The sequence below is a fragment of the Thiothrix sp. UBA5583 genome (assembly GCA_002425225.1).
GTDB classification, from domain to species: Bacteria; Pseudomonadota; Gammaproteobacteria; order Thiotrichales; family Thiotrichaceae; genus Thiothrix; species Thiothrix moscowensis.
The window spans coordinates 77,161-91,854 of the sequence record DILV01000007.1 but is presented as its reverse complement, the minus strand read 5'-3'; the positions used below and the strand labels follow the sequence as shown (position 1 = coordinate 91,854).

Annotated in this window: 8 protein-coding genes and 1 CRISPR repeat array; of the genes, 3 read left to right on the top strand and 5 right to left on the bottom strand. The window is 54.6% G+C overall.

Annotation, left to right across the window (positions count from 1 at the left end):
- Positions 1-45: 45 nt before the first annotated feature.
- From B2U47_RS01660 to cas13a, 3 genes are all read right to left on the bottom strand, one after another.
- On the bottom strand, positions 46-312 hold the full coding sequence (locus B2U47_RS01660; protein WP_296677351.1) for a Txe/YoeB family addiction module toxin: 267 nt from the start codon (positions 310-312) through the stop codon (positions 46-48).
- On the bottom strand, positions 305-559 hold the full coding sequence (locus tag B2U47_RS01655) for a type II toxin-antitoxin system Phd/YefM family antitoxin (RefSeq protein WP_296677352.1): 255 nt from the start codon (positions 557-559) through the stop codon (positions 305-307). Before B2U47_RS01655 ends, B2U47_RS01660 begins: the two co-directional genes overlap by 8 nt.
- Before the next feature lie 58 nt (positions 560-617).
- A CRISPR array of direct repeats spans positions 618-1,211; the repeat unit is 37 nt; unit sequence GTTGCAGTCCCCCGTCATGTGGGGGTGGTATTCAAAC.
- A 179-nt stretch (positions 1,212-1,390) separates the two neighbouring features.
- Positions 1,391-5,056, bottom strand: coding sequence for a type VI-A CRISPR-associated RNA-guided ribonuclease Cas13a (gene cas13a / locus B2U47_RS01650; protein WP_296677354.1), 3,666 nt, complete (start codon positions 5,054-5,056; stop codon positions 1,391-1,393).
- A 215-nt stretch (positions 5,057-5,271) separates the two neighbouring features.
- Between cas13a and B2U47_RS01645 the strand changes: the two genes are divergently transcribed.
- Both B2U47_RS01645 and B2U47_RS01640 read left to right on the top strand, forming a co-directional pair.
- Positions 5,272-6,441 (top strand): efflux RND transporter periplasmic adaptor subunit, encoded by a 1,170-nt coding sequence (locus B2U47_RS01645; protein WP_296677356.1) that lies wholly within the window; start codon positions 5,272-5,274, stop codon positions 6,439-6,441.
- Positions 6,438-9,506, top strand: a complete 3,069-nt coding sequence (locus B2U47_RS01640) for an efflux RND transporter permease subunit (protein ID WP_296677357.1) — start codon at positions 6,438-6,440, stop codon at positions 9,504-9,506. Before B2U47_RS01645 ends, B2U47_RS01640 begins: the two co-directional genes overlap by 4 nt.
- A gap of 34 nt (positions 9,507-9,540) precedes the next feature.
- Here the strand turns inward: B2U47_RS01640 and B2U47_RS01635 are convergent, their stop codons facing one another.
- Positions 9,541-12,300, bottom strand: a complete 2,760-nt coding sequence (locus B2U47_RS01635) for a 2-oxoglutarate dehydrogenase E1 component (RefSeq protein ID WP_296677359.1) — start codon at positions 12,298-12,300, stop codon at positions 9,541-9,543.
- Between the two features lie 172 nt (positions 12,301-12,472).
- Between B2U47_RS01635 and B2U47_RS01630 the strand changes: the two genes are divergently transcribed.
- On the top strand, positions 12,473-13,207 hold the full coding sequence (locus B2U47_RS01630) for a hypothetical protein (protein WP_296677361.1): 735 nt from the start codon (positions 12,473-12,475) through the stop codon (positions 13,205-13,207).
- Here B2U47_RS01630 and B2U47_RS01625 read toward each other — a convergent pair.
- Positions 13,189-14,691, bottom strand: coding sequence for a hypothetical protein (locus B2U47_RS01625; RefSeq protein ID WP_296677363.1), 1,503 nt, complete (start codon positions 14,689-14,691; stop codon positions 13,189-13,191). The genes B2U47_RS01630 and B2U47_RS01625 overlap by 19 nt on opposite strands.
- Positions 14,692-14,694: the final 3 nt, after the last annotated feature.

Genomic DNA, 14,694 nt, shown 5'->3' with positions numbered 1-14,694 from the left:
CATCCGGTGGATTGTGGTCATGGTCGTGGTTGCGGTGGTGCACGGTCAGTTTTCGTAGTGGTAGCAGCAGGCAATGATAGTGAGGTATTCATCGTCAACGGCATAAACCACACGATTGACGTCATCTATGCGACGCGACCAGAAGCCTGCCAGATTGTGGCGCAACGGCTCAGGTTTGCCGATACCTTCAAAAGGCGTGCGTTTGCTTTCTTCGATCAGTTTATTGATGCGCTTGAGCGTTTTTTTATCTTGCGATTGCCAGTAAAGATAATCTGCCCAAGCGGCATCTGTCCAAGCCAACTTCCTATTCATGCAACAAATCCCGTGGGGTGATTTTACCCCGGCGGAACTGTTCGATGGATTGTTGGAGATGGGCAGCGTTGGCGGGTGTTTTCAGCAGATGTAGGGTTTCCATCAGACTGTTGTAGTAATCCAGCGACATGACCACGGCATCCTCCGCGTCACGACGGGTGATGATGGTGCAATCGGCATCTTCAACCACGCGGTTGAGCACTGCTTTCAGGTTGTTGCGGGCTTCGGAAAAGGTAACGACTTGCATGAATTATCCTGACTTGTCCTATCTTGCAGACAAGTTTAGGTGATCAACCTCACCGGTTCAAGCAATCCCCCGCCATGAGAGGGTGGTATTCAAACGAACGCCGCGTCCGTCGTCGAGCCGCGTTGTTAGGTTGCAGTCCCCCGTCATGTGGGGGTGGTATTCAAACCGGGAACGATTCAGGATGTAGCGGAAAAAACCGGTTGCAGTCCCCCGTCATGTGGGGGTGGTATTCAAACACAACGGAATTCAAAATGTTGTTGGATACGGCAGTTGCAGTCCCCCGTCATGTGGGGGTGGTATTCAAACGTATCATACGCTGTTAACGACGAGACCAATATGGTTGCAGTCCCCCGTCATGTGGGGGTGGTATTCAAACCCTGCGCGACCAAAACAGTGACATAGGAAGTGGGTTGCAGTCCCCCGTCATGTGGGGGTGGTATTCAAACAGACACATCAGGCGCAAGCGAGGTATCAGAATGTTGCAGTCCCCCGTCATGTGGGGGTGGTATTCAAACCATTAAAACTTGGCTGAATAATATACAATTGGTTGCAGTCCCCCGTCATGTGGGGGTGGTATTCAAACTCAAGTCATCAATTCGATCCGATAAAGCGATTGTTGCAGTCCCCCGTCATGTGGGGGTGGTATTCAAACCCCAACCTGTCAAGAATCGCCTTCAGGATCAACAAGTTGCATGACTTTTCTATCTATATCAAAAGAGATATGCCGAGTTAGCATTTCCATCTCAAATACAGATAGCCAAATCATTGAAAACAAAGCTCACCATTCAGCTTCCTCAATCGGAGTTGATGCCCGCCATTCTGCCTTTTTTCTTATAATGTTGCATCCTTTTTCACCCACTTGACCGTATTCAAATCCAGCGTACTGATGTCTTTCACGTCTTCTGCAACTGCACCAAATGCATGTGCCAACAGTTTTACCATTCCCACTGAGTGCAGATTTTCGCGGATTGTCAATTTCTTGCGCTCATCCTTAACCAACGGGAAACGCTGTCCACCCAAATGCTCAACCTGACGGGATTGCAGCTTTGGACTACACAGTTGGTGGTTCGTGTCCATTTCCCATGTAAGAATGAATCCCTCTCGCTCCATCAATTCAATGATGGATTGGCTCACGGCATTTTTGAGTTTGCGGTCGTAAGACATGAGATTACGAGCACAATTAACCCAACAGGTTAAGTTTAACCCTTGGGCAGCCGGACATTTAATGACCCTGTTGGTGGCACTTTCAGTGGTACGTTGTTTACCATACAGCATATTGAAATGGGCAAAATCATTACGAACAGAACGGTGCACATCAAGATTGACCTGTCCCACAATTTGATGCTTTAGTGCATCCCTACATGCCTGCACTTTGCCCAAAGCCTCGATAACTTGACCATTCTTGAACAAGGTCAAACCGTCTTTTTCTAGCTCACCTCTATTGTTGTACCTGGGTGGATTATCAATCACAAAGAAATCTTCGGGCTGCAATTGATGCTCATGCAAGGCTGCCAGTGTTACAAATGTAAGATCACGCTCAAACAGGCCAGAAAAATCTGCCAGCCGCGCCAGTACTTTCATCACAATACGGTGTGCAGCCACATGATCTACCAGACGAATATGATTGGAAAGCTGGCGATGCACCACCACTGTTTGCAAAGCTGCCGCATAATCACGGTATGCTTTGAACTGTTTACGCTCCTTCACCCATTCTCCGTGCAACGTTTCACGGCGCTGTTGTGCTTGTGCAACAGGCGAGAGTTTGCCATTGGCAGGCACAGTTTCCTGCTGCAAACAATGCGTCACATCTTGTGCCGTGATTTTATCCTTCACCAGTGCCTGCAAAACAGGGACATGCCCAAATCGCCGGATTTCACGCAACCCCCGCTGTGGCAAATAACGAGCACCATCACGCCCGTTGCCCTGATCTTCAAATACCTTGTCCAGCCCATTGCGTGTTTCATAAAAGGTGGCAAAAGTATCCAACACTGCACGTTCCACTGCTGGCATGGATTCTGCCCCCGTGTAGTGGCTGTCGTGCATGTCCAGATACAGTTTAAGTGTCTGCTGCAATGCGTGGAGACGCATCCCTTCTTCATCTGTCCGCGCCTGTTCCGGCTTGGCAAGAATTTCCCACTTTGCCAATTGGTGCAGCAATTGCGATACCTCTCCCACTGGCATCAAATGCAACAGGAAATACAAGACGGGTTGCCAAGCGTTTGACCGAGGAGCTATCGCAGGAAAACGGATATGTTCCATCAAGCAACAGCGGGTTTCCCGTAATTCCTGCTGTGGATCAATATCCAGCAACCAGTCAAAACCATTGGCACGGATAAACTCCCTGAACGCCAGTGCCACCACATCACGCAGTAACTCATCAATGTATTCAGCCTGTTCCCGTGCTTTCCCGGCATCACTGGCATAACCACGCTGAACACGCATTTCACTTGCTGTGGCTGCCGACAAATCATAAAAAAACTGGCGGATACTTTTTTCCTTACCCTTCCCGCCCTTGCTCCGCATGGAAATTGGCAACTTGGCTGCCCGCGCCATTACCAACTCACGCTCATGTTGCGACTTTCCCTGTACATTCGGGTTGTTGCGTGCTGCATTGGTAGTACGTTCCAGTGCTGTCTCCAACCAGACACTGAACACCTCATCGGTAGTATTTTCCAGCCATACACGGAAAGCCCGTTCATACAACAGCTTTAGCATCACATACTGACACTTGCGTGCCGGGTGTTGCTCCATTGCCTGACGGTTGCCCCGTACTGGCAAGTTTGTACCCAACCGGGCATGATGATTACGCTCGATAACCCTGCCAAAACGTGGTAATGGCAACTCCCCCGCTGATACATTACCCAAAGTATTGACCAACTGCTGTACTTGTTCCTGTGTGCACACATGAAAAACATGTGCCCCTTCCAAAATCTTCAGTAAACGTGAACCCTGTTGGTTTTGAGCTTCATCCCACAGCTTGGACAACTGCATTTGCAAACCCGATTGCGCAGCTTGTGGCAGGTCATTTTCCAGTGCCTGTAAAAACTTGGCGCGTCCTTTAAAGTGGAAAGCGGCATTGCGTAGTGCACCACCACACTTATGTGCCAGTAAAATGCTTGCCTTGCGGGTCTCATCATCACTCTGGAACAAACCAGCAGCATCACCAAACAACAAATGAAGATTTTGATCAAATACAGTGCGGCGACTATCCAGACCTATATCCGTCGCAAACAGCTTGCCATTTATATGAGTAGAAAAGTGACCAAAGAAACTGTCACCTCCCCACAAATCAGCGGGCGAAGCCAGTGATGCCCAATTCGCCAACGTTAAATTTGCCTGCCCCAAAACATGCCGCCATACACGTACAAAGGCTTCTGCCCGTTTGATTTCTGCCTGCCCATCACTACCCCAAAAACGGCTGTTTGCCAAAGGAACCACTTCCCCTTGTGCTTTACGGTAATACTGGATTTTGCCTAAACGGATACGGGCAGCGACATCTGTATTTTGTAATTTCTGCGTCAGTTTTTCCTGTAATGCCTTTTTCTTCTGGGGTAACAGAAACTTGACCAAGGTTTCTTCTTTTCTGTTGCTATCAAACAGGCGGGTATAAAAATCCTTTACAGCCATATGTAAGGCAAATAATCCTGCGGCATGGGTTTTGGCCTCACTGATACGTGACTTGCCATCACTGCCTTTGAACACTTGTGCCCAATGTTCAAACAGGAGCTTGCCTGCCAGGCTGCCGTCAATGCGCCATTCGGGCTGTATGGGTTGTTTCTTTTGGCGTGCATCCTGCTTTTGTTCAAGCCGGTACTTGGCTTCAAGATAGATACGTTCTGCTACATCATAACGGTTGTAGGCCGACCAATCGGCCTTGCTCCATGTCATTGGTGGCACTACCGGGTGCAAAGTATTATTCGTAATCGTTTCTGCCTGCGCCTGAATACTGCCTTTGCGACGTGCACTAACTTCGGGATTGATACGCAGTGCTGCTTCATACAAATGTAGGTGGATACGTTCTGCCACTTGCTTTGCCAAAGCAACATCAACATTTTCCGGTAGAACATCACCTACAAACCGTTGATACCAACGCCCTTGCAGAGGTATTGCTTTTTCCTGTTCTTGTGTTTGTTTACCGTAGGGATGAATCTTCGAGTACCACAATGTTTCCAGATACTGTTGCCGCTGTGCATCCATACCCGGTGACAAATGTTTGAGAACTTCGACCCAGGCCGCTGTTCCCAATATGTCGCGCAACTGGTACTGCCCTGCCGTTGGCAGACCGCACTTACCTGCATTCTTGCCATTGGCATGAGGCTTTCGCGCAATCTTGTCAATCACTGAAATCCACTGGGCAACAACCAGTTCGGCATGTTCATGAACAAACTGCGAAATATCATGTTGCTGCTGGTTTTTATCCTGTAGCTTGCGCTGGGTTGGTTCACCTGTACCGGTGTCTACAACACTACGTCCATAAGGCTTGATAATTTGCATCATGCATGTCCATTCAACGATAAAACGTTTCCATTATCCTAAAAAACACACCGATTGTCAGGACAGCTTGACGGTGAAATATCCTTGCGCAGGATTATTGCCTAGCCCAAATTCACCGTGTCACCCCGCTAGCAACAGCGCTCTTTCCATGTCAAACTGGACAACTGACCAATGGTCATCTAATCTTGCCGACAAACAATTGACTGGCAGTCATTAACATGAAGAATACCCTCTCGCTCGCTACCCTCATGCTTGCCCTATCACTGGCAACGATAGTATCCCTGCCGCTCTCCCATGCCGAAGACAAACCGGCTGATGTTCCCCCAACCAAAGCCGCACTGGCTGTCACGGTTGCCAGCCCACAGACGCAGGACTGGAACAGCACCATTACCGCCAGTGGCGCACTGACTGCCTGGCAAGAAGCCATTATCGCTTCTGAAATCAGTGGTCTGAAAATCACCGATGTGCTGGTTGATGTTGGTACAGAAGTCAAAAAGGGACAGGAACTCGCCAAACTATCGCAAGCTTCGGTCAAGGCCGATGTCGCCCAGGCGCAAGCCAGACTGGACGAAGCCCGCGCCAATGCCACCCGCGCCCGCAGCCTCAAAACCAGCGGCGCACTGCCTGCCCAGCAGATCGACCAGTACCTGACCGGCGAAGCGGTGGCGCAAGCCGCACTCGAAGCCCAGCAAATCCGCCTCGCGCAAACCCGTATTCTTGCCCCCGATGACGGCGTAATCGCCGCCCGCACTGCCACCCTCGGTGCGGTGGTGCAAACCGGCACGGAACTGTTCCGCATGGTGCGCCAAAACAAGCTCGAATGGCGGGCAGAAATTGCCGGACGTGACGCTTCCCGCATCCAGCCAGGCCAACAGGCACACCTGACCCTGCCCGGCGGCGAAAGCGTCAGCGGCGAAGTGCGCATGGTTTCCCCCACCCTCGACCCCAATACCCGTAACGCCATCGTTTACATCAGCCTGCCCAGCGACAGCCCTGCCAAGGCTGGCATGTTTGCGGAAGGTGCCATCCTCACCGGCTCTGCCAAGGCCATGACCCTGCCACAGTCAGCGGTGATCCTGCGTGATGGCAACTATTACGTGTTTGAAATCGGCACAGAAAACAAGGTAGCCCAGCGTCAGGTCAAAGTCGGCAGGACAGCGCAAGGCCAGACTGAAATCACCGATGGCGTCGACGCCTCTGCCCGCGTGGTCGTCACCGGTGGCGGCTTCCTCAACGACGGCGACACTGTGGAAATTACCCCCCTCCCTAACCCTCCCCCGCAAGGGGTGAGGGAACAAGACGCCCCTTCCGCTCCTACCTCTTCGCTCCCTTCCCCCCCTGCGGGGGAAGGGTCGGGGATGGGGGGTAATAGCGGGGACAAATCATGAACGTTTCCGCCTGGTCGATCCGCAACCCGGTTCCCGCCATCCTGCTGTTCGCGCTGCTGACCTTCCTCGGCATCAAGGGTTTCCAAGCACTCGGCATTCAGAACTTCCCTGACATTGACCTGCCAACCATTGTCGTCACCGCCTCGCTAGAAGGCGCTGACCCGGAACAACTGGAAAGCGAAGTCGCCCGTAAGATCGAAAACCAGCTTGCCACCATCACCGGCGTCAAACACATCCGCACCACCCTGACCGATAGCAGCGCCAGCATTGCCACCGAATTCGCTATCGAAAAAGATACCGAAGTCGCCCTCAACGAGGTACGCAACGCGGTCGACACCATCCGCGCCAACCTGCCGCAGCAGATGAACGACCCGATCGTGTCGAAAATCACCACCGCAGGCAGCCCGCTGGTCACGTTCACGGTGGCTTCCGCCAGTATGGACGAGGAGGCCCTGTCCTGGTTCGTCGACAACGACATCACACGTGCCCTCATGTCCGTCAAGGGCGTGGGCAAAGTAGCTCGGGTTGGCGGAGTCAACCGCGAAGTACGCATCGACCTCAATCCCGCATTGATGGCTGGCCTTGGTGTCACCGCTGCTGACGTATCCAATCGTCTGGGGCAAATGCAACAGGATGCACCCGGTGGGCGCGGCGACGTAGGCGGTGGCATCCAGTCCGTGCGTACCTTGGGGCGGGTCGAAACAGCGGCGGAACTGGGCGCTATCGACATTCCGCTGTCCAACGGACGGCATGTGCGCCTTGACCAAATTGCCCAAATCAAGGACACCATCGCTGAACGTTCCACCCATGCCCTGTTCAACGGCAAATCCGTGGTCGGTTTCCAGATCACACGAGTACGCGGCGCGAGTGAAATCGACGTGGTAAACGGGGTACGTGCCGCTGTTGCCAAATTCTCCGCCGATCACCCGCAGGTGCAGATTGACGAAGCCTACGACACCATCGAGCGTATCCAGGCCAACTACACCGGCTCCATGCACCTGCTGTACGAAGGCGCTGCCCTCGCCATCCTGGTGGTGTTCCTGTTCCTAGGCAATATCCGCGCCACACTGGTATCCGCCGCTGCGCTGCCACTGGCGATCATCCCCACCTTCCTAGCGATGCAGTATTTCGGATTTTCGCTCAATATCCTCACCCTGCTGGCGCTGGCACTGGTGGTTGGTGTACTGGTGGACGACGCTATCGTCGAGGTGGAAAACATTGAGCGCCACCTGCGTATGGGCAAAACCCCGTATCAGGCAGCAATGGAAGCCGCCGACGAAATCGGCCTCGCGGTGATTGCCACTACCTTCACACTGGTCGCCGTGTTCCTGCCCACCGCATTCATGGGTGGCGTGCCGGGCAAATTTTTCAAATCGTTCGGCATTACCGCAGCGGTAGCGGTGTTTTTCTCGCTGGCAGTCGCACGCTTGCTCACGCCGATGATGGCGGCTTATTTCCTCAAGCCGCACCCGGAGAAGGAGCAAAAAGACGGCTGGTTCATGCGCAATTACATGGCAGCCGCCGCATGGTGTTTAAAGCACCGTTTCATCACCCTGTTTGCCGCGATTGCGATTTTTGTCGCTTCGCTGCAAATCGTGCCGTTGCTGCCAAAAGGTTTCGTGCCACCTGCCGATACCGCTCTGACTTCCGTGTCAATGGAAATGCAGCCGGGGACGCCACTGGAAGAAACTTACGCTGTTGCCGAACAAGCCCGCCAGTTGCTTGCACCGTTGCCTGACGTGAAGAAAGTCTTCACCGTGGTCGGCGGTGGTGGCGGGGTCAGCAGCGGTCCGTTTGCGGAAGCCAGCGGCACGGATTCCCGCAAGGCGACTCTGACCCTGCAACTGACCACCCGCGAAGAGCGTTCACGCAAACAGACCGAAGTGGAAGCCGACATCCGCGCTGCCCTCAAGCCACTACCAGGGGTGCGTTTCACTGTGGGTTCCGGCGGGGCGGGCGACAAGATGCAGGTGGTACTGGCGAGTGACGACGGCGACACGCTGATTGCAGCGGCACAAGCGGCTGAACGCGACCTGCGCACCGTGCAGGGCATCGGCAATGTGGTGTCAGGCGCAAGCCTGCAACGCCCGGAAATCCACATCACACCGGATTACGCCCGCGCTGCCGAACTGGGCGTCAGCACCGAAACCCTAGGGCAAGCAGTGCGGGTCGCCACCAGCGGCGACTTTTCCACCCGCTTGCCGAAGCTGAATTTGCCGCAACGGCAAATCCCGATCCGCGTGCAATTTGACGAAGCGGTGCGTGCCGACCTCGACACCATCCGCCAGTTGCGGATTCCGGGGCGCAATGGCTCCGTACCGCTGGCGGCGGTGGCAGATGTGAGCCTCGGCAGCGGCCCGGCGCGGATTGACCGTTTCGACCGCAAGCGCAATGTGAGCATTGATGTGGAACTGAATGGTTTGCCGGTGGGTCAGGTGACGGCGATGGTGGACAAACTGCCTGCGCTGAAGACCCTGCCGCCCGGTGTGGAACGGCAAAGTTCCGGCGATGCCGAGCGCATGGCGGAACTGTTCGGCGGCTTCGGTGGAGCGATGCTGATCGGGGTAATGTTCATCTACATCGTGCTGGTGCTGCTGTTCCACGACTTTTTGCAACCGATCACGATTCTGGCGGCATTGCCGTTGTCGGTGGGCGGGGCATTTGTGGCCTTGCTGATTACTGGCAGCAGCTTTTCGATGCCTGCGGTGATTGGCCTGCTGATGCTGATGGGGATTGTGACCAAGAACTCGATTCTGCTGGTGGATTATGCGGTGATGGCGCGGGAACGTGACCAGAGCGGGCGCATCCCAGCCTTGCTGGATGCTTGCCACAAACGGGCGCGACCGATTGTGATGACCACGATTGCCATGGGTGCGGGGATGATGCCAACCGCGCTGGGGCTGGCGGCTGACCCCAGCTTCCGCCAGCCGATGGCAATTGTGGTGATTGGTGGGTTGATGGCTTCGACGTTCTTGTGCTTGCTGGTAATTCCAGTGGTGTTTACGTTTATTGATGATATTTTGGTGGGATTCAGGAAGGTGCGCGGGAAATTGCATCATGGATGAACAACTTCCCGCGTTGCAGCGGCTGACAACCTGCTTACAGACCTAACGCTTCCCTGACCAATGCCTGTTGCTGGCGCTGGTGCATGTACAACGAACCGACCGCCGGGGCTGCCATTGCCGGGCGGCTGACACACACCACTTCGGCACGTTCATAAGCCTCGAAGCGGTGTTTGATGCCGTTCCATGCGCCCTGATTGACTGGCTCTTCCTGACACCAGATCGCGGTTTCAGCATTGGGATAGTGAGCCATTACCTCTACCAGTTCCTGCGCTGGGAATGGATAGAGCTGTTCAATACGCACAATCGCAGCATCAGTCAGGTTCTGTTTGCGGCGCTCTTCCAGCAGGTCGTAATAGACCTTGCCGCTGCACATGATGACGCGCTTGACTTTGGCTTTGGCTTCGGCACTGGTAATGTCCACATCATCTATCACCAGCTCGAACTTGCCTTGGGTGAATTCATCCAGCGCACTGACCGCCAGCGGGTGGCGTAACAGGCTTTTCGGCGTAAACACTACCAGCGGCTTGCGGTATTTGCGCAGCATCTGCCGCCGCAGCATATGAAATACCTGTGCCGGAGTGGATGGAATACAAATGTGCATGTTTTCCTGCGCTGCCAGTTGCACAAAGCGCTCCAGACGCGCAGAAGAGTGTTCCGGCCCCTGGCCTTCCAGACCGTGTGGCAGGAACATGACCAGCCCACACAGGCGCTGCCATTTCTGCTCACCAGAACTGATGAACTGGTCGATAACCACCTGCGCACCGTTTACGAAGTCACCAAACTGCGCTTCCCAGATCACCAGCGTTTCCGGCTCGGCAGTAGCATAGCCGTATTCAAACGCCAGTACCGCTTCTTCCGACAACACCGAGTCGATGACCGTGAATTTGGCCTGAAAATCAGCAGTATGTTGGAGCGGAACCCACTGTTCGCGGCGCTGCTGATGGTGCAACACGGCATGGCGGTGTGAAAACGTTCCCCGTCCGCAGTCCTGCCCGGAAAGGCGCACATCAAACCCCTCTTCCAGCAGGGTGGCATAAGCTAGGTTTTCACCAAAACCCCAGTCAGCCAGTTGCTTGCCCTGCCCCATCGCAGCGCGTGATTCCAGCACCTTGAAAACACGCGGATGCACCATGAAATCCTGTGGAATATTGCTAACCCAGCGTTCACTGATGTGACGGACACGTTCAGGCGTGCAGCTCGTGTCCACTTCCTGCCGCCACGGTTTGTCGAGATAGGCTTTCCAGTGGGTCTGCAATTCGGGCGGCAAACCGGAACGGGTTTGGCTGTTGCAGCAGGTAATGCCGCCGTTGGAAAGTTTGGTGCGGTAAGCATCCACCAGCCCGTTCGCACCTTCCATCGACACCACGCCCTCATCTGCCAGCCGTTTGGCGTACTTGGCACGGGTCGTTGGCAGGCTACGGATAATGCTGTACATCACCGGCTGGGTCATGTTTGGCTCATCGGCTTCGTTGTGTCCCAAACGGCGGTAACAGACCAGATCAATCACCACGTCTTTCTGGAACACCTGGCGGTATTCCAGCGCCACTTGTGCCGCATAGACCACCGCTTCCGGGTCATCGCCATTGACGTGGAAAATCGGCGCATTGATCATTTTCGCCACGTCGGTGGGGTAATAGGTGGAACGGCTGTCCGACACCGTGCTGGTGGTGAAACCGATTTGGTTGTTGATGACAATGTGGATGGTGCCACGGGTACGGTAGCCACGGGTCTGCGCCATGTTGAAGGTTTCCATCACCACACCCTGCCCGGCAAACGCTGCGTCACCGTGGATGGAAATGCCTAGCACCTGATCACCGTCCTTGTCTTCACGCCGATCTTGCCGCGCCCGCACCGAGCCTTCCATCACCGGACTGACGATTTCCAGATGCGATGGGTTGAACGCCAAGACCAGATGCATCGGGCCGCCGGGCGTGCTGACATCACAGGAATAGCCCTTGTGGTATTTCACGTCACCGGTATAAGTGGCGTCGACCTTGCCCTCGAATTCCTGAAACAGATCCCCGGCGGGCTTACACAGCACATTGGTCAGCACATTAAGCCGCCCACGGTGCGCCATGCCGATCACCATTTCCTGCAAACCTTGTTTGCCACCTTCGTGGATGATGGTTTGCAGCAAAGGAATCAGGCTTTCGCCCCCTTCAAGACCGAAGCGTTTTTGCCCGACATAGCGCTTGTGCAGGTATAGCTCGAAACCTTCGGCGGCAGTCAGTTGTTCTAGTATCTTGCGGCGTTCTGGCTGATGGAGGCGGGGTTTACCCATATCCAGCTCAATCCGCTTCTGCAACCAGCGCTTTTCCTGGATGTCGAGGATATGCATGTATTCAAAACCGATGCTGCCCACATAGGTTGCACGCAATGCTTGAAGAATGTTGCCCAAGGTCGGTTTGACACTGATATTGAAAGAGCCGGGATCAAACAGGGTATCTTGGTCAATATTCTCAAGGCGGTGATGCTCCAGCATCAGTTGCGGCACTGCAACCGTGTAGGCGTAATCGCCCAGTGGGTTGGTGTTGGCTTCCAGATGCCCTAAATAGCGGTAAGCATTGATCAGGCGCGACACATTCAATTGCTCGCTGCGATGCGTCATCACCTGCCCGTTCCCACTACCGGCTTGGGTTGTCGCGGTACTGGCATCCAGTCGCTGGAAATAGCCTTGCCATTCTTCCGCCACACTCTGCGGGTTCTGCTGGTACTGGTGGTAGAGCTGTTCAAGGAAACTGGCGTGTTCGCCGTCGAGGAAGGATTCGTCCATACCCTGTTGTATATTACTCATGCGTTTTATTCTCCAGCCTGTTGGGGGAAATTTTACCCAACCGTGATGCTTTAGTGTTTGTTATGTGTGTGCTGGAGCATTATAGCCCAGTGAGGCAGGATTGGCAGAGAAACAACAACACCCGTAAAAGCATACTTGACAGCCAAACTGATCTTGCGGAGGATAACGCCCCATGTCCCAGTCACTTTCCCGGATTTTCCTGCTCAGCCACATGCGTGCCTACACCAGCTTGCTGGGGCATATCCTTGGCTCACACCCGCAGATCAACGGCTATTACGAAATGCAGCAGGGCTACACCTCGGTGGATGATTTGACGCGGCAAGAACAGGAATACGCCCGCCACGATGCGCTCAAGCCCGGTAGCAGCTACCTGTTCGACAAGTTGCTGCACAACGGTTACCCCCTGAAGCTGGAAACACTGTCCTTGGCAGATGTCACCATCCTGCTCGCCCTGCGCCAACCAGAAGCGGCCATCAAGAGCATCATCAAGCTGTTTGCGGACAAAAATACCAACGCCTTGTATGCCGACCCGGCAGAAGCCACGCACTATTACATCCGGCGGCTGGAACAGTTGGCAGCCTTTGCCTGCCGATACCCGCAGCGTTATTACTATTTCGATGCTGAATTGATCCGCATGGATACCGGCAAGATGCTGGCGACCTTGGGGCAATGGCTGCGGCTCAATACACCGCTGTCCGCCAACTACCAGCATTTCAGCAAAACCGGGGTAGCGGGCGCGGGCGATACCTCACCTGCGATCAAAAGCGGTACGGTGCTCAGTACAGCCAACCCCTATCCCGATGTCGTGCTGGAAACCGGATTACTGGCGCAAGCCAGACAGGCTTATCAGGAATGCCGCCAGCAACTCGTGGCGAATGCACTGGCACATTACCAGGCAAACAACTGATCCCACACTGCCCGCTCCGCCCGGTAATTCATCAACGCATCCAGAATCTGCTGCTTGCGCTGTTGCCGATGCGCGACCGACTGGATTTGCCCCCACGCAGGCGACTGGTCACTGAAATTCCGCCCGATATTGCCGAGGAATTGCAACACCTGCTGCATCGCTGGCGTCCCGTGCCACCAATGGTGCGGCTGTTGCACCCACTGTTCCAGCTCCAGCCGTCGCGCATTCACCGCCGCGTGTTTGCTGGCATACAAGGTCAGCAATTCCGCTTCGACTTTTGCCAGCACTTGCGTCAGTAAATCAGTGTCACTGAGTTGGTCAAGGTGGTACGTTTTCAACCACTCCACCACCGAAAACAGCATCAAATCGCCGAAAAACTGCCGCTCGAATTCATCGGAAATATCAATCGCCGCGTCGTGCTGTTGCTCCACACCGGGGCGGAAACCGTCATCCTCATCCGTGGTGCGCTTGTGCAGCATCGGCAGGTTGGCGGAGGCAAAGCGTGCGCCGATTTCCGCTTGAATCAAGCGCCCCGCCGTCGGCCCTGACATCCGCAACCGCAAATGCCCGAACGGGATGATGTATTTCAGCCCGTCGAAATTGACGATGTAATTGCCGGGGTAAACTGTCCGCGCCGGGGAGAGTTGCAGCACATCCGCAGCGGGCTGGAACGCGGTTTTGCGGGTCAAATGTTCGCCCGAAAAGAACGCGGACAAACGCACGGCAAAATGCGCCAGACAAGCCGCATGGTCATGTTCGCCGTGCAAAGGGCAACGGTAAGCGAAATGATCCACCTGTTGCCCCAAACCAAACAGTGGCGCCATGTCGTGATAAGCCGCATCGCCCGGTAATGGGGTATCACGGTGGAACTGGCATTCGCCCTGCCCGGCATAACCGCCGATTTCATGCAGGAACGCCCCCACATCATCCAGAAAATTTGCCGCCATCACCGCAGGCGATACCGGCGGGTCGCCCACCAGTTTCCCGGTCAACATCGTGGTGTTGGTGGTCTGGAAAATGCGGTTGATGGTGTGGAAATAATCCAGTTCCGGCAAAAACAACTGGTCGCTATCCACCAGATAATACAGGGTGCGGGTTTTATCCTCGGTCAGCTCCAGCATTTTCAGGTAGCTGAGGTTGCGGTTGGCTGCTTGCCCTTTGCGGTAAAAGTGTTCGGCGGGTTGGGTCGTCAATAACCTGCCCAACTGTTGCCGTTGCGATTCAGGAATGCTTTGCAACACCCGATATTGTTCCGGCAAATCAAAGTGAATCACCGCCAGCCCTTGTGCACGGTATTCCGCCACTAGGGCTTTGTGCGCGGCGATGTGGCGCGGTTCGCGGCTGTCTTCGGCGACCACCACCGTGATGTTGCCGGGGTAGCCGTACAATGCGCGTTGCTGCTGGATGCTTTCCAGACAGTGGCGCAAATGCGCGGGGCGGTCAGCGACCGGGATGCTGAGGATAAAATCAAAGGTGGCAGACATTGG

What these genes read in the sequence shown, in the direction of transcription:
- B2U47_RS01660 (WP_296677351.1), bottom strand. Translation starts at nt 312, where the DNA reads ATGAATAGGAAGTTGGCTTGGACAGATGCCGCTTGGGCAGATTATCTT.
- B2U47_RS01655 (WP_296677352.1), bottom strand. Translation starts at nt 559, where the DNA reads ATGCAAGTCGTTACCTTTTCCGAAGCCCGCAACAACCTGAAAGCAGTG.
- cas13a (WP_296677354.1), bottom strand. Translation starts at nt 5,056, where the DNA reads ATGATGCAAATTATCAAGCCTTATGGACGTAGTGTTGTAGACACCGGT.
- B2U47_RS01645 (WP_296677356.1), top strand. Translation starts at nt 5,272, where the DNA reads ATGAAGAATACCCTCTCGCTCGCTACCCTCATGCTTGCCCTATCACTG.
- B2U47_RS01640 (WP_296677357.1), top strand. Translation starts at nt 6,438, where the DNA reads ATGAACGTTTCCGCCTGGTCGATCCGCAACCCGGTTCCCGCCATCCTG.
- B2U47_RS01635 (WP_296677359.1), bottom strand. Translation starts at nt 12,300, where the DNA reads ATGAGTAATATACAACAGGGTATGGACGAATCCTTCCTCGACGGCGAA.
- B2U47_RS01630 (WP_296677361.1), top strand. Translation starts at nt 12,473, where the DNA reads ATGTCCCAGTCACTTTCCCGGATTTTCCTGCTCAGCCACATGCGTGCC.
- B2U47_RS01625 (WP_296677363.1), bottom strand. Translation starts at nt 14,691, where the DNA reads ATGTCTGCCACCTTTGATTTTATCCTCAGCATCCCGGTCGCTGACCGC.